Origin of the sequence: Photobacterium sp. (genome assembly GCF_033720175.1) — a bacterium.
Taxonomy (GTDB): domain Bacteria; phylum Pseudomonadota; class Gammaproteobacteria; order Enterobacterales; family Vibrionaceae; genus Photobacterium.
This window is the reverse complement of the sequence record NZ_JAWWDA010000005.1, coordinates 209,713-226,108: the sequence shown is the minus strand read 5'-3', so window position 1 is coordinate 226,108 and position 16,396 is coordinate 209,713. Positions and strand designations below refer to the sequence as shown.

The following is a 16,396-nucleotide window of genomic DNA, read 5'->3' as shown; positions in this document are numbered from 1 at the left end:
AAAGCGGCGGTGACACTCAAGACGACTCTCAGCTTGAGGTGGTTTGGGGATGGTTGATTTCTTCAAAGTATGATGTGGGGCGAGTATTTTGTTATCTTTTGGCTTTTATTCAGCTTGGCGTATGGAAAAGATGATAATAATGATCGGAACGCTGGTTAGCGGAATTGTATTTTGTGATACTAGTCAGACCAGACTGACAATGAAACCGTTACAGTAGCCTTTCGGACTATTTGCTTGAAAGTGACATTGTTGATAAAAAATTTAAGATCAGAGTCTATTCATTATGCCGAAGCGTAGTAAAGAAGATACAGAGAAAACGATTCAGACGATCATGGATGCAGTGGTCGATCAGATACTAACCTTGGGTTATGATAAAATGTCATACACCACGTTAAGTAACCAGACAGGGATTTCACGTACCGGTATCAGCCACCACTTCCCTAAAAAACAAGACTTCTCTAATGCGCTGGATGGACGTATTTTCTCTCTATTTGTTGAAAGGTTAGAATTGGAACAAGACCTTGATGCATTTGTAACCAGCTGGGTTGAGGCTCTGAGGGATGAAAAATTCTGTGCTATATTACGCTTGTTGTTCCATCATATTGTGACGGCAGATACGTCCCATGAATTTGCATCGCGTGGTATTGATCGCCTGTACAGTCTCTGTCAGGAACGTTTCGGTGAAGGCTGTGGAAAAGAGCTTGAGTGGTTGTTTGGTAAATCGCTAATAAGCCTTGCTTGTTAAGCTAACAGAAGAACAATATGAAAGCGGTCTGTATTATTGCAGGCCATTTTTAATCCATAGTGCTTCTATTTTCTGTCATAGATTGTTGCTTGATTGACTCAAACAATTTCTTTCCGATAGGGTGTTAACTTTTCTTTTTAAAACGCCTCACCCCTTACCTATCTTTTTATTCTTATTTAAGTTATTGAAATTTAATTAAATATATTAATATTCTAGTTTCAATAAGGTGATTGAAAGGATGGATATGACGCTTTGCACTACTTCGTCTCTATTGTTAAGTTGAATTTTAGAGTTAAAACTCTAAAATAGCCTTGAATCAGCCAAAGATAAAGGCTTATAAGGGTTTAACAATGAGAATAAAGCCACGAGTGGCAAAGCCGTTTCTTGCTGCTGTTTTAGTATTATCACCGGGCCTTCACGCGGCACCGGTGACTTTCGCTGAAGCATGGCAGGCGGTCGTTACCGGCAATGATGCATTAGCTGCAGAACGAGCCAATGTTGAGCGAGCTGGGAACCTGCAAGATGCGGCCAGCGATCTATATCTGCCGCAGCTGAGTGTTTCCGCTAACTATACGCGCTTAGATAAGCCGATAGAGATCGCCCCTTCAGATTTATTAGGGAGTATGCCTGCAGGCGGTGCGATTGCGGCTAACCCCAAATTGCAGCACTTATTGCAATCAGTAGGGATCAATCCTGCTGACCTAGATCGACAGTTCACCTCTCAGTTAACAGATCGCGATATATTTACCAGCTCGATTCGTGCGATATGGCCGATATTTACCGGCGGTCGAATCACTGCGGCGCAAGATATCGCCAAAGGTCAGACGGAAGAAGCGAAGCACTTGCTGGCAATGAAGCAGCAGGCAACGTTTGAAGACTTATCCAAATTTTATTTTGGTGTCGTGTTAACCGAGCAGGTGCTGCAAACCCGTATCGATATTGAGCAAGGTCTGCAGAAGCATTTAGATTATGCCAGGAAGCTAGAGCAGCAAGGGCAGATTGCCAAAGTTGAGCGTCTCCAAGCTGAAGCCTCTTATGATAAAGCTCGTGTAGAGCGTCAGAAATCGGCGCGTGATATGGAAATAGCTCAAGTTGCGTTAACCAAATTATTAAAACTGACTACCCCTGCAATGCCATCCTCTGGTCTGTTTACCAATGAATCCTTACCGCCAATGACGGCATTTATTGATAAGACGCTGGCTGACTATCCCGGCTTACATATTCTCGACGCCAAGAAAAAACAAGCGAACGGTTTAATTGATGTCGAGCAGGGTAAGTATTATCCGGAAGTGTTTTTGTATGGCAATTACAGCCTTCATGAAGACGATACTCTTGCTGCGAAAACAGCCCCAGACTGGGCGGTCGGGGTTGGCGTCAGCATTCCCCTGCTAGATCGTTCAGGCCGTTCAGGCAAAGTACAGGCTGCTCATAGCGCGGTCAAACAGGTGAACTACCTGCGTGCCCAGGCCGAGCAGGATTTATCGGTACTGGTTGAGAAAACCTATCGAGAAGCGCGTCAGGCGCTGGAAGAGTACGGCGGACTGGCGTCAAGCCTGACGCTGGCCAAAGAAAATGTTCGGTTGCGTGAAAAAGCCTTTAGCCAGGGCTTATCTACATCACTTGATGTCGTTGACGCTGAAATGTTTCAGGCGGGTGTCAAAATTCAGCGACTGGCGGCTGCTTACCGATATGTGATTTCACTGTCGCGCTTGCTGGCGTTAAGCGGTGAGATAAACAGTTTCAATCAGTATCAACAATATCTAGGTCTAGAGGTTAAATAATGAGTAAGTTTAAGTCACTCGCTGTGGCCATTCCCGCGGCAGCGCTAGTCGGTTGGGTTGGTTATACCTTCTGGCAGGCTTACCAGCCTCAGCCTGAGCGTATGCAAGGTCAGATTGAAGCTCAGCAATACAGTATATCGTCGAAAGTACCGGGTCGTATCGATCAGGTACTGGTAAGAAAAGGCGAGCAGATCGAACGTGGGCAACTGATTTTTACGCTGCTAAGCCCGGAACTGGATGCCAGACTGGAACAGGCTAAAGCTGGCGAACAAGCGGCCGGGGCAATGGCGGCACAAGCAGAAAATGGCGCTCGAAGCCAGGAAATTGAAGCCGCCCGCGATCAATGGCAGAAAGCCAAATCGGCTTCTTCTTTGATGGAGAAAACATACAAACGGGTTGATAACCTTTACAAAGATGGTGTGCTCGCTGAGCAGAAACGTGATGAAGCCTACACTCAGTGGCAAGCTGCTCGCTATACCGAACGTGCTGCGTATCAGATGTTCGGAATGGCACAAGAAGGTGCCCGCGTGGAGACTAAGCGGGCCGCGAATGAGAAAGTACGTATGGCGGCAGGGGCGGTTGCTGAGGTCGAAGCTTACGCGGCTGATACCAGGGTCGAGAGTTGGCACAACGGTGAAGTGACTCAGATCTTGCTGCATGATGGTGAGTTGGCGCCTCAAGGCTTTCCGGTTGTCAGTGTCATTGACATGAAAGATGCGTGGGCTGTTTTCCATGTCCGTGAAGACAAGTTAACAGCCTATAACCAGGGGGCAGAACTGAGCGTCTCTATTCCTGCTCTGGGCGATGAGCGCTATCCGTTTAAAGTGAGTCATGTTTCCGTGATGGGGGATTTTGCAACCTGGCGTGCTACCGATGTAGCGCAAGGCTTTGATATGCGAACCTTTGAAGTTGAAGCTCGTCCTTCGCAGCCAATAGACGGCCTGCGAGTCGGCATGAGTGTGATAGTAGAGTAGAGATCCCATGGCGTTAACTCCACAGCTCCAACGTGAGTGGCGAATACTGACAGCTGATGGTTGGTTGAAGGCATTACTGTTTTGGCTCCCTGTCGTCTTGTTTGTCTCGATTTGGGCCATTTTTTCTGCGGGCATCGCCCGGGATCTGGCGATTGGTGTCGTTGATCTTGACCATAGCCGGATGTCTCGCGGACTGGTGCGTTACTATGACGCCAGTCCGACTCTTGAGGTGACACAGCAGTTTCATTCGGTCGCACAGGGCAGTAAGGCACTGCGAAATGGCGATATTTACGCGCTAGTAGTGATCCCTCATGAGCTAGAAAAAGAGACCATTCTAGGGCGAGTCCCAGATGTGACGGCGTTTTACAACAGTCAGTTCCTCTTGATTGGTAAGTTAATAAACTCTGCAATGAATCAGGCCCAAGGAACCTATACGGCAGCCATTGATACAGTAAAAAATATGGCGGATGGTGCACCGGTTCCGCGCCTGGCTCTGGGGCAGGCGGTGCCGGTTCGCAGTCAGATCACGCCGTTGTTTAACAGTAACAACCACTATGGTCAGTTTTTAGCATCGACAGCGATACCGGCTATCTGGCAGATTGTGATCGTGGCCACCACGGTACTTTCCATGGCCGCAGAGTTCCGCCAGCAGGGGATCCAACCTTGGCTGGCCGCTCATCCGGTACGAAATCTGCTTGCCAAATTAGCACCTTATACGGTCTTATTTTTGGTTCAGGGGGGGCTATTCCTGTGGGGCTTGTATGGCTTACTGGAATGGCCAATGCGGGGTAGCTGGTTGATTTTAATGTTTGCCCAGTTAACGATGGTGATTGCCTGCCAAAGTATGGGAGCGCTTTTCTTCATGCTGCCACTGGACACTACTCGTGCAATGAGTTTAGTTGCCGGTTTCACGGCCCCGGCTTTTGCGTTCATGGGGATCACCTTTCCAGTCAGCGATATGCCGCTTCTGGCGCAATTATGGCGAGCGATGTTGCCTGTGAGTCATTATATTGAAATTCAGATTCAGCAAGTGAACTACGGCGCGTCGTTGCTGGCGGTAATACCTCATCTCGCAGCGCTGATGGGTTTCACTCTGGCACTTGTTCCGGTGATGTTTAAAGTACAGAAACTTGCACGCTCTGAAGCTCGAGACAGAATGCGAAGTGAGCCCGGACGATCTGAACTTGAAACTGGAGATCTGAAATGAATTGGCGCGCATTATTGAAGTTCGAGCTGAATGCGGTATTCACCAACCCGGCACTGTTATTTACCGTGTTTGGCGGGGTGATCATTTATTCGTTTTTGTATCCTCTCCCATACACTCAGCAACTGCCACGGGAGCAAGCTGTGGCAGTCGTCAATCTCGATAACAGCCAGTTGAGCCGGGAGCTGGAACGGATGGTCGATGCGACGCCACAGGTGAAGATCACCCAGCACGCATACAGCCTCGACCAGGCTAAGAGATTACTTATTAACGGTAAAGTGCAAGGTTTATTGGTGATCCCTGATAACTTTTACTGTGATTTATTATTGGGTAAAAGCCCGACCTTGGCTTATGCCGGCGATGCGGCTTATTTTCTGGTCTACGGCACCATCGTGGAAGGGTTAGCGACAGCGGGTGGTACGCTGGGAGCTAAAGCGAAGGTATCTCGAATGGTCATGTCAGGAGATAATATTGCCCTTGCCTCAGAGCAGTCTTCAGCCATGACGTTGAATATGCGACCGGTATTTAACCCGACCATGGGCTATATCAATTACGTTGTACCTGCGGTATTCGTCTTGATCCTGCATCAGACGTTATTGATTGCCGTTGCTTTACTCGGGGGCGGACAGAATGAATACCGTCTGCAGGGGCTAACGGGATACTGGCTACGCTATCCTGGATGGCAGGTTATGGTCGTGCGTGCGGCGTTGTTTGTACTGATATACTTGCCATTGGTGGCCTATTACTTTGGTTACAGCTTTTCAAGCAACCAAATTAACCGTCTGGCATCAATATCCGATCTGATTGCTATGACCATTCCCTTCTTGCTGGCAGTGATTTTCCTTGGAATAATCATTGGTCAATTGATCCCGCGGCGTGAATTGGCCACCTTGATCGTCCTGCTCAGCTCTTTCCCGTTGATTTTCTCCGCCGGATTTATCTGGCCGGCATCAGCGATTCCGGCTCCCATTCATGCCTTGGCTCAACTGGTACCGTCAACGCCTGCAATTAATGGTTTCCTGAGGTTAAATCAGATGGGAGCCAGCTTTGAGCAAGTGATTAATTGGTGGGGTCAACTATGGCTGCAGGTCTTGGTCTACGGCTTGATTGCTGCAGGTTTGATGTGCCGCACTCAGGGTAAGTCAGAGCCTGTTACGCTTTAGACTTTAATGACAAACGGCTAAAAAGCGCCACATTCTTTAATTAGAATCACTGGCGCTTTTTCCGTCATGCCCTTATGGCTTGCGTTGATTTTGAATTATTGTTGTTTCGCAGCCTGCTCGGCAGCCATCATCTCTGTCCAGGCTTCTGAGCCATAGAGTGGAACCGTTGACAGTGAATGCTTGTAGCTACCCTGAGTTTCCTTGGTAGAGTAGGATAGGTACATCAAAGTTTTGCTATCTTTATCATAAATACGACGGATTTTCAGGGTCTTAAACAAAATACTCTTCGAAGCTTTAAAAACCACTTCACCGTTTTTTGAGGTGTCGACGTTTTTCATCATGTCCATGGTAATAAAGCCGGTTTGCCGGCAAGCAATTCCCATATCAGAAGGGTCGGCTAAATCGAGATTTCCCTGAACATGGCTGATGTGGCAGGTTACCCCCGGGATTTCCGGGTCGGTGAAAGTCTGGATTTTAATATCTTTAGTGGTGAATATGCCTAAGCTTACATCACCCACTTCATCATCTGAGCAGCCAGCTAACAGGGCTGTTGCAGCCAGTAATCCCACTAATAATAGCGCTTTTTTCATTTGATTCTCCAAGTCTGTAAGGGGGGACTTATACTTTAAAACGTTTGAGCATTCATCAGCTTATACTATTTTAACAAAAAAAGGGGGAAGCATTAGGATTCACCAAGATTCGCTGGAAATAGCACTCATTGCTGTACTGCTATGAATTGATGTATGGTGGTATTTTTTAGTCTCGCTAACAGTACAAACGCTGAATAAAAATCCGTCATAGTTTCATATTATGATGAAAGGTTTTATTTGGTTTTTAATTAGGTTGTTGATAATAAATCCTTTTTTTTGCCTGTAAACAAGTGAGAGTGATACGGTAGAGTGATGAAGGTATTTTTTATTGAGAAAAATAGTCATTTAAACTTTTCTTTAATAAAAAATACACATAGGATGATAATTACAGCACGTTACAAAGAAAATGTATTAGCGGAGTATTTTTACACATAAATAGAATCTGGAGGATAAGATGTCAAATATCATAGCTTTTCCAGTAAAAGAGCAGCCAAGAGAGCTAACGCAACTCGAACAAATTGTCGAGCAAGAGCTGCTTGATATCGGTGCCGACCACCAAATGGCAAGAGTGATAATTGAGCGGATGGAAAAATTTTTATCACTGGCGTCGTTTGAGTTTGGGATGAGTATGAAGGTACCAAAAGAGTGTGTAGAAGAAATGCATAAATCTGTATTCCCGGCAATTTCACAAATGGAAGTTAACATCAAAGATGCAATGGGCGAATTGCTGACGGAGCGGGTACTTCATGAAATTCAGCTTTATCAATTAGAACAGCAAGCGTGACCAATTATATAATCAGCATCAGCCACTAGAACATGGCAATTATGGACATTTAACATGGAAAAACCACTGCATTTTGGCAGTGGTTTTTCATTTTGGCTAACAGATCCAGTCAGTCGTCGTCGGCCAGTCGAAGCTACCAACTTGGTAACTCTGCGTGAGCCTCGGTGTTCTTAGTTTAATGTGATCTATTGTTACAGCTCGTCAGCGGCAACCTCGCCAGGCATAAAGGTCAGGATGTGTTGTTCAGAGGTTAACGTGAGAGTATCGTTTTCAAGCGCGGCATTGCTCCATTGCTGAAGAGATTTAGTCATTATCGATTCAATGGTTGCTTGGTCATCTTGAATGCAAGCCATTTTAGTGGATCCCATCGCTGTTATTCTGAATTTACTGCCATCAATTTCACCTTGGCCAAAGAAGCGGTTACAGCCTCCGAAACCTGCGACTTTTAAATCGGAATCAATTGTCATATTCGGCGCGACCCGGGGTTCTGTGATATTGCTCTCTTTCCCATCGACTTTAGTCAGCACCCAACTCCGCTGAATATTTTTTGCTGAAAAACCGCTGGGTGGATTGCTGTCGCAACCGAGTAGCGAGAATGACGCAACTATAACTGCCAGTAGCCACTTTTTCATCGTTTAAGCCTTATTCATCAGAGAATTAGTACTAATTTTAGCATATCAATACTAGCGACGACCGAAGAAGTTTACTTCACCTGAATGAAAGCGACATCTCTGATCTGTCTCAATCCCAAGGGGCTAATCTAGAAGTGGCAGAGCTGATAAGCATGTACGACACAGACAGGTGCCAGGCTTGATTGCTGAAGTATTACGCTTGGATAATTCAAAACACCAGCAGGTTGATTTTCCTGCGCTAATGTCACAGTAAGCTGGCTTACCACACTGACTACAGCTGTGTGTTGACCGAATACCTTTGATTTGATCTATTTTGCTACTGTGTTGTTTATCTGACATATGACGCCATTCTCCTATTTCGGCCATTGTGCGGAAACAGCCAATGCAAATCCCTTCATTGTTCTTACATTTTGCAATACAAGGTGTTTTCATTTTTCTACACTGCACCAAATATAACGGAGAGCGTAATATATCTGTTTCTTGTTCTAGCGTCGATGACCTATCCCCAAGTCACCTGAGGATAGACTAACGCTTTCGCCAAATTGTCATTTCCGAGAGCGTGTACTGAAATTTGCGCTTAGTTTCGCGGATAACAAAGGGGATTTCTTTCACCGCGATGAGCTCAAAATTGCTGATCAGGGTTTCAGTTAACCCATCTAAGGTTGTGAAGTTTTCGCCGTGAACTTTAATTCCCCCTAACCATTTATCTTTATCCGTATAGTCTTCCAGCCATGTGTAAGGGGACGCTATGACCAGATAGCCGCTGCTATTGATACGGTGGTGGATGGTCGCCAAAAATTGTTTGGGTTCATTTAGTCGATCAATCAGGTTCGATGCATAGATAAGATCATACCCTGAATATTGTGGTTTTAAGTTACATGCATCACCCTGGATAAAATTGACTTTATGGATCAGAGATTCATAACCCAGTTGTGCTATGGATACACTCTTAAATTCAACCAGATCGCCTTCTGTGCGAATGGTATAACGCTTTTCGCCATGTTCGGCTAATACATAGGCTTGCTGAATAAATCGCGCTGAAAAATCAATACCATCAACATGATCAAAGGTTTTGGCTAATTCAAAAGTGGCCCGGCCAACAGAGCAGCCAATATCCAGCGCTTTGGCAGTATGTACCAGTTGAATTTCTTGCAGACATTGTTGTACACCGTTGATACAAAAATTTGGAACAGAGAAATATTGAGTACCGTAGTGAAATTCGAGGTATTGAGAAATAAGCTCGTCTGTTTCATAAATATTCACCCTGGCCATGGTGGCAGGGTCTTGCTTTGATTCCACATACCTGAACCCGGCATGTTGGTAGAAATGCCGCCGGAAGGCGTAACGAGAGGTGCTGGTAGCTTCGTTACCCGTTGAAATCCAGGATCCGCCTTTAATCAGGTTGTGCTTACCATCGAAGGTCGGGGTAGAGAAATCGTCATATAAAGGATGAACTTGAAAGCCGTTAAAGCCGTCAATCGGTGTTTCTGTCCATTGCCATACGTTTCCGACAATATCATATAGTCCGTTGTGCTCGAATCGGTTAACCGGACAAGAGGAGGCGTAATATTCGAGCTGGATATTTCCTGGTGCTTCTGACCACTGCGGTGAGTCTGTCGTGATATTCTCGCGTAAAATAGACCATTCAGCTTCAGTTAGTAGGCGGATGGTGGTTTGAGCTTGTTCAGTTTTCCAGTTACAGAATGCTTTCGCTTCTAATTGATTGACTTCAACGGGCCAATTAAGGGGGAGTGGCACCTCCTCTGATAAGTTACGCTGTAACCACGTATTGTCACGGTAACGCCAAAAGCGTGGCATTGTCGCTTTTGTATAAGCGAGCCATGCTTGTCCTTCTTCGTTCCAATAGCGAAGCTGGTTATAGCCGCCTGCTTGCACGAAAGCCAGATACTCCTGATTAGAAACCAGGTATTTCGCGGCTTTAAAGTCTTCAACCGTAAAGCTCTGCTCGCCGTATTCGTTATCCCAGCCGTAGGTATGGTTATCCGGCTTCTTACCTAAAGTGATTGACTTTCCTGCTACAGGAAGAAGGTGGTTGGGCTTCGCTTCGCTACTATCGGTACAGGCTGCCCATTCAGGGTGAGGGCTAACGTCGTCGAGGGGGAGCTGACGAATAATCACTGAGGAGGTTTCGAGGTGAATACGCTCATGTTCAATGCCCATTAAAATAATCCAGGCTGGATCAGATTGACTGATTGGTAATTCAAGTATCATTTCATCTATAAATGCATTAACCCTTTGATGAACTTGATTTCGATACTTTCTAACTGCATCTACAGACGGCCATTGATAGTGTGTGTCATCAAGATCATCCCACGACATCTCATCAACACCGACGGCGAACATTGATTCAAAGTGTTGATTTATCCGATGCTCTATGAATTTTCCAAGCTTTAGCTTATTGATATAGAAAGTTGCGGTATGACCAAAGTAGAAGATCAGAGGGTGGCGGAGTGGCTCCGCTATTTTAAAATAGGCGTCATCGTTGTTAACGACTTCAAACAGTGATTCATACAGGGCCCATGTTTGATTAAAATAGCGTTTGAGCTCCAGACGCTTACTTTCCTGATCAGTACCGGTTAGTAAGATGGTCTGAGTATTTCTAATGAGTTTTGTATCCATTGGCTAGCGAACTCCGTAAGAAAAGGGCCTGTATCCAGATGGTGCGAGTTTACAATCTAGTTCATCTTCAGCGATAGTTACAGGTGTACAGCCAGTAATACCGACATTGTCAGTTGGAATATAAATTTTGATGATGTTTACGCGAATAGTGGAGAAAATTTTTGCCATACTTGAAGTACTCTGCCGTAGGTACAGGAAGATGAAATTGAAAAAGGCGTTAACCATACCGACGTGGACCTTAGTTGGCACAGGCTTGCTGTTAAATGTGGTATCAGCGTTGATGACCAATTTTTATATTGATGATGCAACTCGTCAGGCAAACGCCTTTATCCAAAAACAAGCTGATAATGACAAATTAATTACACTGATATGGCAACAAGTTGAAACTGTTGAGCGTAAACGTGAGCATGTTTTAGACCTGATGGTAAATAGTGACTCAATGAATAAACCGTTAGCACCTGAAATTATGCAGCAAGTGATAAGTGATTTAAACTATTGGATAAAAAATGACATTTCAATACTATCACTCGATGGGGTTTCTTCATTAATGGTTGAATTAAATGAGGTACAACTTGAACTGAGAGATAAAATAAACCATCTATATCTGGAAAACTTGGATTTAAGTGACTTATATTCAGATGAAATGAAATATATTTCACGCCTTAGAAATCTAGCTTTATTTTTGCAAGTAATAGGTTTGGGGCTGGTACTCTCAAGGGATTTGAGTCGTCGCGATGACATGGATAAAAAAAGTAAGCCCCATAAGATAGGCTATGGGGCTTGGGATTAGTAATTATTTGTTGGTAGAGTGGAATGCAAAACGAGATGATTCCTTACCTGTTTCAGTTTTTGCTTTGTATTTAACGGAACGCGAGCTTTCCAGTGTTAATGGAATGAAAACTCGACCATTTTCATCAGTTTGGTAGCTTTGTTTTTGTTGGGGAACATTCGCTACAGAAACTGAAGCATTGGCTGCTGGCTTACCATTCTCAGTGATAGTAACCCAAGCGCCGTTATGAGTGTCCGCAACTCTGATGTCCGCAAATGCTGAAGAAGACATTAGAATCACAGCTGTGGCTGTTAGTACTTTCAAGCTAGACATAATCTTCACCTCATCGTTTGGCAGTAAATACCAATTTGTTATAAGTATATTTGTCTACAATCATTTAATAAGACCTATTGTTCACAAATATATTTCAAAAAAGCTAATTAAAATTAAAGATGCTTAATAACAAACGGTTAGACCAAAAACTGTGACTTTAAATAAGCTTGGTCATCTATATGCATATAAAGCAATTCTCAAATTTTGCTTAATCATGCCTGTTGCTTATTACATCACTATCGATATGAGTATAGTCATATCGTTAGTAATACGGTAAGTTTTTTCTATAAGGAAGTTTTTAATTGTCCTATTGTAATGAATTATTTGGAAATAAAGGCTGGTTTCTATATGTAACTAAATGTTATATATATAATTCTTCCGATGAAGAATTATCACTTATAGTTTGTTTAATACTGTCTCTTATAAAAAGGTCGTAATTAAAGTTCGTTTTATAAAATGAAAGGGCTAATGATTGATGTAATACGATATAGATGACCGATATAACTATTCGGTTAAACCAACACTATGCAGAATCCCAATTACATATCCAGTTGATCAACAATATAGCTAGCAATCGGAAAGCATGAGGTTGCGGCCGGTGAAGGGGCATTACAGACAACTAAAGATCGTTCAGTGTGGTGGAAGATAAAGTCATCAATTAATAACCCCTTCTTATCGACAGCCTGAGCGCGAATACCAGGCGGGTAAGGTTGTAAATCAGTCAGTTTTAACTGAGGACAATACTTTTGTACCCGCTTTAAATATGCGGGCTTCCAGAAGCTATTTGTTAATTCTGCTAAAGCAGAGCGGAAGTGATGACGAATTACTTTCCTGAAACCGGGGAAAGCAAGCATTTCAGTGCAGTCTTTAAGGTGTACGCTATGTTTATTATAGCCTTCGCGTGAGAAGTTAATAACGGCATTGGGTCCGACGGTCACACTGCCATCAATCATGCGGGTAAGGTGAACGCCTAAGAAAGGTAAATCCGGATCAGGAATAGGATATATCAAGTGACTTATCAGTTGATTATGCCTTTCAGGCAGTTGGTAGTAATCACCACGGAAAGGAATGATCTGGAACTTGGGTTTATCACCGAGTAGCTTAACGATACGGTCTGCCATCAGTCCGCCGCAGGCAAGTAATCTATTGCAACGCAGTGTGACATCGTTAGCCACAACGTTTACGCCATGGTTCGTTTCATCAATTGAGGTTACTTGGTGGTTGAACAGTACTTGGCCTCCGGCTTGTTTAATTAACTTAACCAGTTTCAGGCATATTTGTCGGTAATCGACAATACCCGTCGCAGGGATCAACAAAGCACCAAGCCCTATGATATTAGGCTCTTTTTGCACCAGCTCAGCATGATCGAGGATCTTAAATTCAATATCATTCAACACTGCTCGTTCAGCCAGATCATGCATTCGTTTCAGTTCGAGCTGCGTTGTTGCGACCAAGAGCTTGCCACATTCATCAAATGGAATTTGATGTTGCTGACAGAACTGTTTGATGGCGATATTACCCTGTCGGCAGAACTGAGCTTTTAAACTGCCAGGAGTGTAATAAACCCCGGCATGAATGACACCACTATTATGGCCGGTTTGATGAAAGCCCGGAGCCATTTCTTTCTCGACCACAACGACATGGCATTCTGGTTGCCGCTTCTGCAACTCATAGGCGGTACTTAAACCGATAATACCTGCACCAATGACCAAATAGTCACAATGGATCATGTAAACACCAATGGTGAAGAAAGTTGATAGCAATAATCCTAATTGATATAACCGATGAGAACTGTGCTATGGCAGGTAAAACAATAGTTTATTTCTGTTAATAAATAAAAACGATGTATTGCAAACAGAACGAATACCGATCTAATTTAACAGTGATGACTTTCCGTTTCTGTCATCGTATTGAGTTCATAATATTCTAAATTTTCAGTGATCATATTAACCCTAGTTGCATCGATTTTTGTGGTGATATGCTGCATACCAATTTTCTGCATTACTTTTCCAGGTGCAGGATCACGACTTAAATGCTGGGCGTAGATAACGTCTAAATTGAGTCGTTTGAAACCAAACTCAGTGACGCGTTCAGCAGCTTCCGTACAGAATCCCAGTCCCCAGAATGGTACGCCAATCCAGTAGCCGAGTTGGGCTTTTCGTTCATAAATGTTATGCAACCCAACGCACCCGATGAGCTGATAGGTCGACTTGAGAGTAATGGCGTAAATAGCGGATTCCTGACTTTGCCAACCCGCCAGATGCTTGCCAATCCACCGGCCGGCCATGCCATCATCATAAGGGTGAGGAATATTGATTGTACCGTTAGCAATACTTTGATCTCCAGCCAATAGCTGGACTTTATTGGCATCGGAAAGCTGGAGTGGTCGTAAAATAAGCCTTTCTGTTGTCAAAAGAGGCTGTTGTCCCATGAGTTCATCCCTGAGTGTAAGGTTGCAATTTAATACCTAGTGGTTATCAAATCGATTTCACACGTTGAATAATATTCACCAGATCAAAGATGTACTCAAATAATTTAACCGGAAAGTATGACATTCCTATTATTTTTAGGTGAAACACAGTGAAAGGACGATTGATTCAAATGGCTGACAGACTAGAAGCCAATGAGCTCTCGCTGTACTTTGTTTTTTGAAGTGGTTTGGAGCGATGTGGAGCGACATCTCAGATGAAATCCCGTCAGTACGAGGTCATCTCTGATGGTTAGCACACTCAGCGTTGCCATTCAGATTCTCCAAGTTGGGCAATATGCGATAAAGCTTTTTTGGTGTCTTTTTGTAATAAATATTTGATAAGCCAACCTGTACCTTTGATCTTTGGCGAAAAGTTAATCCGATAATGAATCAGGCTTTGGTTAGCGTTAATGCTTTGAAAGCGGATCCAGCCACCGTGTTCTTTGACTGGGCCACCTTGGATGATTTTGTAGTGGAGGTGCTCGTTTTCCTTGTAATCGATAATTTGTTCTTGAAAAGTAAATGGGCCAGTGGTGACTTCTCTGATAGCACCGATTCCATTGGTCTCAGGCTTTCCTTGCCTAACTAATGAAAACTCAGCATTAAAAAAACGGCCTAAGTTTTCATGGTCAGAGAGCAGGTGAAATAGAATGTCTTTTGGCACATTAGCTGTTTGCTCTAATGTGATGGTGTGGATGGTCATTATCCTTCCTCCCCCTCTCTTCATGCTGTGATAAGAATGCTAGCAAAATGTAAACAAGTGTCAAGGTTTTGGAGTGAATCATTTCTGGCATTTTTTTAAAAATCAGAGGATTAGTGAGATTGTTGGTTTTTATGGTGGGTCTCTGGTTTTTACGTTTTATCAAAAGATTCGAGTATAGAGCTATGCATTGATAGAATACGTTTTTATCTACAAAATCAGATATAACTCGACAAGGCGGGCGCAAAAAAAATCGACATGAATCACAAAAATATTACAAATGATACTTGTAAAAGAGCATAAAGGCTTTTATATTGGTTTTGAGATATAAATCGTCAGGTGAAATTTATTAGAGAATATGGTTTACCTTAATCCATTCAAATAAGGTAACTTCTTAGCATCACTTCCACGAAAAATATCTCATTGATCATTCATTCCTGTTCGTTTTTCAGTCGGCTAATTTTGATTGGAATGTAGAGATCGTTTTACTTTCACCTGGTCGTAATATGTTCGTCATAATTACCTGGTTATAGTAGAGCAAATAAGAGAGTGAGAACGGTATTTAATTAGTGATATCAAGCTTACTCATTGATTAAAATGAGAGGTGTTATATGAAAAGTCAAAACCGTAGAAAGTGGTTTTACTACCAAAATAAAACAACTAAAACAAAATCTAACTGATTGAAAATTCGCTAAAGCGATATGATGTGTTTTAGAACAACCAACTGAAGGTCATTATAGAGAATCTTTAGTATCCCAGTAGCCAGGAGCATGCAGAACCAAATCGGTGTTTCTGGCTAAATAAAAAGTACCCGCTTTAATGCAGATCCCCCGCTGATAAATTACATTGCAGAACGTTTTTTCTCGGCGCTAGATAAACGGTCATCTTACTTGTGTAAGCTGAACGCAATATTTGTCAATACGTTGAGTTACTAAGGCTCGTTATTGATAGATTTTACCCCCGATAGAGGCTTTTTCTGGCACCGATGCTATCTGCGTTCCGCCCAAATAGATACTCCCTTGTACAACCAGAAATTTTGGCAGTTCAGTAATTGCCGTATTTGCCAGATATAAATCACCGCCGACGTAAATATAAGGGGGAAGTTGTGTCAGTTTCGTTCCCATCAGGCTCAAATCCCCTCTGACCCTTAGACCATTATTCAGGTAGGTAATCTGAGAATGGGCAAGATTAATATAGCCGTCGACTTTCAATGTTAGAGGAAGTCGGGTCACTGAGCTATAAGCCAGATTGAGATTCCCTTTTACGACCAGTTTTTTTGGCAGGCGCTGGATACGGCTGTTTTCTAAATTCAGATTGCCATTAACTACCATAGGATCGGGTAGCTCGATATTTGTGGTATTACGGAGTGTGATATTGCCATAGGAGTCGGTGTAGTTCAGTAGCTTGAGCTCTGATACATACTGGTTGGCGTGTGCAAGGCTGATTGTGTTCAAACTGGTGAGCATGATAGCAGCACTTACCCCGGAAATTTTTAGACCGGAAAGCAAAGAGGTGGGGAAGTGGATTCCTGCCATAGTAAAAATGCCCTGAACTGGAGTGATAGTCTTCAATTATTGCCGTTTACATAACGGCACATTCCGTACCAGCGAG

General features: G+C 43.5%; 16 protein-coding genes. 7 read left to right on the top strand and 9 right to left on the bottom strand.

All coding sequences use genetic code 11. From position 1 onward, the window contains the following. Window positions 1-283 precede the first annotated feature (283 nt). The 5 genes from R3289_RS08010 to R3289_RS07990 all read left to right on the top strand — a co-directional run bounded on the left by R3289_RS08010 (window position 284) and on the right by R3289_RS07990 (window position 5,867). Window positions 284-745: a TetR/AcrR family transcriptional regulator gene (locus R3289_RS08010; RefSeq protein ID WP_318924999.1), complete on the top strand. Its 462-nt coding sequence runs from the start codon at window positions 284-286 to the stop codon at window positions 743-745. 350 nt (window positions 746-1,095) lie between these two features. Continuing rightward, window positions 1,096-2,526 (top strand): TolC family protein, encoded by a 1,431-nt coding sequence (locus R3289_RS08005; protein ID WP_318924998.1) that lies wholly within the window; start codon window positions 1,096-1,098, stop codon window positions 2,524-2,526. Next, window positions 2,526-3,500: an HlyD family secretion protein gene (locus tag R3289_RS08000; protein WP_318924997.1), complete on the top strand. Its 975-nt coding sequence runs from the start codon at window positions 2,526-2,528 to the stop codon at window positions 3,498-3,500. Before R3289_RS08005 ends, R3289_RS08000 begins: the two co-directional genes overlap by 1 nt. A 7-nt stretch (window positions 3,501-3,507) precedes the next feature. Continuing rightward, a complete protein-coding gene (locus tag R3289_RS07995) occupies window positions 3,508-4,707 on the top strand; it encodes an ABC transporter permease (protein ID WP_318924996.1) in 1,200 nt (399 codons plus the stop codon). After that, a complete protein-coding gene (locus R3289_RS07990; protein ID WP_318924995.1) occupies window positions 4,704-5,867 on the top strand; it encodes an ABC transporter permease in 1,164 nt (387 codons plus the stop codon). The genes R3289_RS07995 and R3289_RS07990 overlap by 4 nt, the downstream gene beginning before the upstream one ends. A 95-nt stretch (window positions 5,868-5,962) precedes the next feature. Here R3289_RS07990 and R3289_RS07985 read toward each other — a convergent pair whose 3' ends face one another. Beyond that, window positions 5,963-6,457 carry a CreA family protein gene (locus R3289_RS07985; protein ID WP_318924994.1) on the bottom strand — a complete coding sequence of 165 codons (495 nt, stop codon included), beginning with the start codon at window positions 6,455-6,457 and terminating at the stop codon, window positions 5,963-5,965. 454 nt (window positions 6,458-6,911) lie between these two features. Here R3289_RS07985 and R3289_RS07980 point away from each other — a divergent pair, with 454 nt between their 5' ends. Beyond that, window positions 6,912-7,241 (top strand): hypothetical protein, encoded by a 330-nt coding sequence (locus R3289_RS07980; protein ID WP_318924993.1) that lies wholly within the window; start codon window positions 6,912-6,914, stop codon window positions 7,239-7,241. A gap of 191 nt (window positions 7,242-7,432) precedes the next feature. Here the strand turns inward: R3289_RS07980 and R3289_RS07975 are convergent, their stop codons facing one another. The 3 genes from R3289_RS07975 to ovoA form a co-directional block, all read right to left on the bottom strand. Then, window positions 7,433-7,873, bottom strand: a complete 441-nt coding sequence (locus tag R3289_RS07975) for an META domain-containing protein (protein WP_318924992.1) — start codon at window positions 7,871-7,873, stop codon at window positions 7,433-7,435. Between the two features lie 123 nt (window positions 7,874-7,996). Then, entirely contained in the window at window positions 7,997-8,305 is a 309-nt protein-coding gene (locus R3289_RS07970) for a DUF1289 domain-containing protein (protein WP_318924991.1), read from the bottom strand. Window positions 8,306-8,398: 93 nt separating this feature from the next. Further along, entirely contained in the window at window positions 8,399-10,513 is a 2,115-nt protein-coding gene (ovoA, locus tag R3289_RS07965; protein WP_318924990.1) for a 5-histidylcysteine sulfoxide synthase, read from the bottom strand. A 199-nt stretch (window positions 10,514-10,712) separates the two neighbouring features. Here ovoA and R3289_RS07960 point away from each other — a divergent pair, with 199 nt between their 5' ends. Further along, on the top strand, window positions 10,713-11,303 hold the full coding sequence (locus R3289_RS07960; RefSeq protein ID WP_318924989.1) for a hypothetical protein: 591 nt from the start codon (window positions 10,713-10,715) through the stop codon (window positions 11,301-11,303). A gap of 3 nt (window positions 11,304-11,306) precedes the next feature. Here the strand turns inward: R3289_RS07960 and R3289_RS07955 are convergent, their stop codons facing one another. The 5 genes from R3289_RS07955 to R3289_RS07935 form a co-directional block, all read right to left on the bottom strand. Beyond that, on the bottom strand, window positions 11,307-11,615 hold the full coding sequence (locus tag R3289_RS07955; protein ID WP_318924988.1) for a hypothetical protein: 309 nt from the start codon (window positions 11,613-11,615) through the stop codon (window positions 11,307-11,309). Between the two features lie 539 nt (window positions 11,616-12,154). After that, complete coding sequence (gene lhgO, locus R3289_RS07950) at window positions 12,155-13,345, bottom strand: L-2-hydroxyglutarate oxidase (RefSeq protein ID WP_318924987.1); 1,191 nt, start codon at window positions 13,343-13,345, stop codon at window positions 12,155-12,157. 146 nt (window positions 13,346-13,491) lie between these two features. Continuing rightward, window positions 13,492-14,046, bottom strand: coding sequence for a GNAT family N-acetyltransferase (locus R3289_RS07945; RefSeq protein WP_318924986.1), 555 nt, complete (start codon window positions 14,044-14,046; stop codon window positions 13,492-13,494). Between the two features lie 298 nt (window positions 14,047-14,344). After that, window positions 14,345-14,788, bottom strand: a complete 444-nt coding sequence (locus R3289_RS07940; RefSeq protein WP_318924985.1) for an SRPBCC family protein — start codon at window positions 14,786-14,788, stop codon at window positions 14,345-14,347. Window positions 14,789-15,726: 938 nt separating this feature from the next. Beyond that, the gene (locus R3289_RS07935) at window positions 15,727-16,320 is read right to left on the bottom strand and encodes a hypothetical protein (RefSeq protein WP_318924984.1); all 594 of its coding nucleotides are present in this window, start codon (window positions 16,318-16,320) and stop codon (window positions 15,727-15,729) included. Window positions 16,321-16,396 lie beyond the last annotated feature (76 nt).

What these genes read in the sequence shown, in the direction of transcription:
- R3289_RS08000 (WP_318924997.1), top strand. Translation starts at nt 2,526, where the DNA reads ATGAGTAAGTTTAAGTCACTCGCTGTGGCCATTCCCGCGGCAGCGCTA.
- R3289_RS07960 (WP_318924989.1), top strand. Translation starts at nt 10,713, where the DNA reads ATGAAATTGAAAAAGGCGTTAACCATACCGACGTGGACCTTAGTTGGC.
- R3289_RS07970 (WP_318924991.1), bottom strand. Translation starts at nt 8,305, where the DNA reads ATGAAAACACCTTGTATTGCAAAATGTAAGAACAATGAAGGGATTTGC.
- R3289_RS08005 (WP_318924998.1), top strand. Translation starts at nt 1,096, where the DNA reads ATGAGAATAAAGCCACGAGTGGCAAAGCCGTTTCTTGCTGCTGTTTTA.
- R3289_RS08010 (WP_318924999.1), top strand. Translation starts at nt 284, where the DNA reads ATGCCGAAGCGTAGTAAAGAAGATACAGAGAAAACGATTCAGACGATC.
- R3289_RS07980 (WP_318924993.1), top strand. Translation starts at nt 6,912, where the DNA reads ATGTCAAATATCATAGCTTTTCCAGTAAAAGAGCAGCCAAGAGAGCTA.
- R3289_RS07945 (WP_318924986.1), bottom strand. Translation starts at nt 14,046, where the DNA reads ATGGGACAACAGCCTCTTTTGACAACAGAAAGGCTTATTTTACGACCA.
- R3289_RS07990 (WP_318924995.1), top strand. Translation starts at nt 4,704, where the DNA reads ATGAATTGGCGCGCATTATTGAAGTTCGAGCTGAATGCGGTATTCACC.
- ovoA (WP_318924990.1), bottom strand. Translation starts at nt 10,513, where the DNA reads ATGGATACAAAACTCATTAGAAATACTCAGACCATCTTACTAACCGGT.
- lhgO (WP_318924987.1), bottom strand. Translation starts at nt 13,345, where the DNA reads ATGATCCATTGTGACTATTTGGTCATTGGTGCAGGTATTATCGGTTTA.
- R3289_RS07940 (WP_318924985.1), bottom strand. Translation starts at nt 14,788, where the DNA reads ATGACCATCCACACCATCACATTAGAGCAAACAGCTAATGTGCCAAAA.
- R3289_RS07975 (WP_318924992.1), bottom strand. Translation starts at nt 7,873, where the DNA reads ATGAAAAAGTGGCTACTGGCAGTTATAGTTGCGTCATTCTCGCTACTC.
- R3289_RS07985 (WP_318924994.1), bottom strand. Translation starts at nt 6,457, where the DNA reads ATGAAAAAAGCGCTATTATTAGTGGGATTACTGGCTGCAACAGCCCTG.
- R3289_RS07955 (WP_318924988.1), bottom strand. Translation starts at nt 11,615, where the DNA reads ATGTCTAGCTTGAAAGTACTAACAGCCACAGCTGTGATTCTAATGTCT.
- R3289_RS07995 (WP_318924996.1), top strand. Translation starts at nt 3,508, where the DNA reads ATGGCGTTAACTCCACAGCTCCAACGTGAGTGGCGAATACTGACAGCT.
- R3289_RS07935 (WP_318924984.1), bottom strand. Translation starts at nt 16,320, where the DNA reads ATGGCAGGAATCCACTTCCCCACCTCTTTGCTTTCCGGTCTAAAAATT.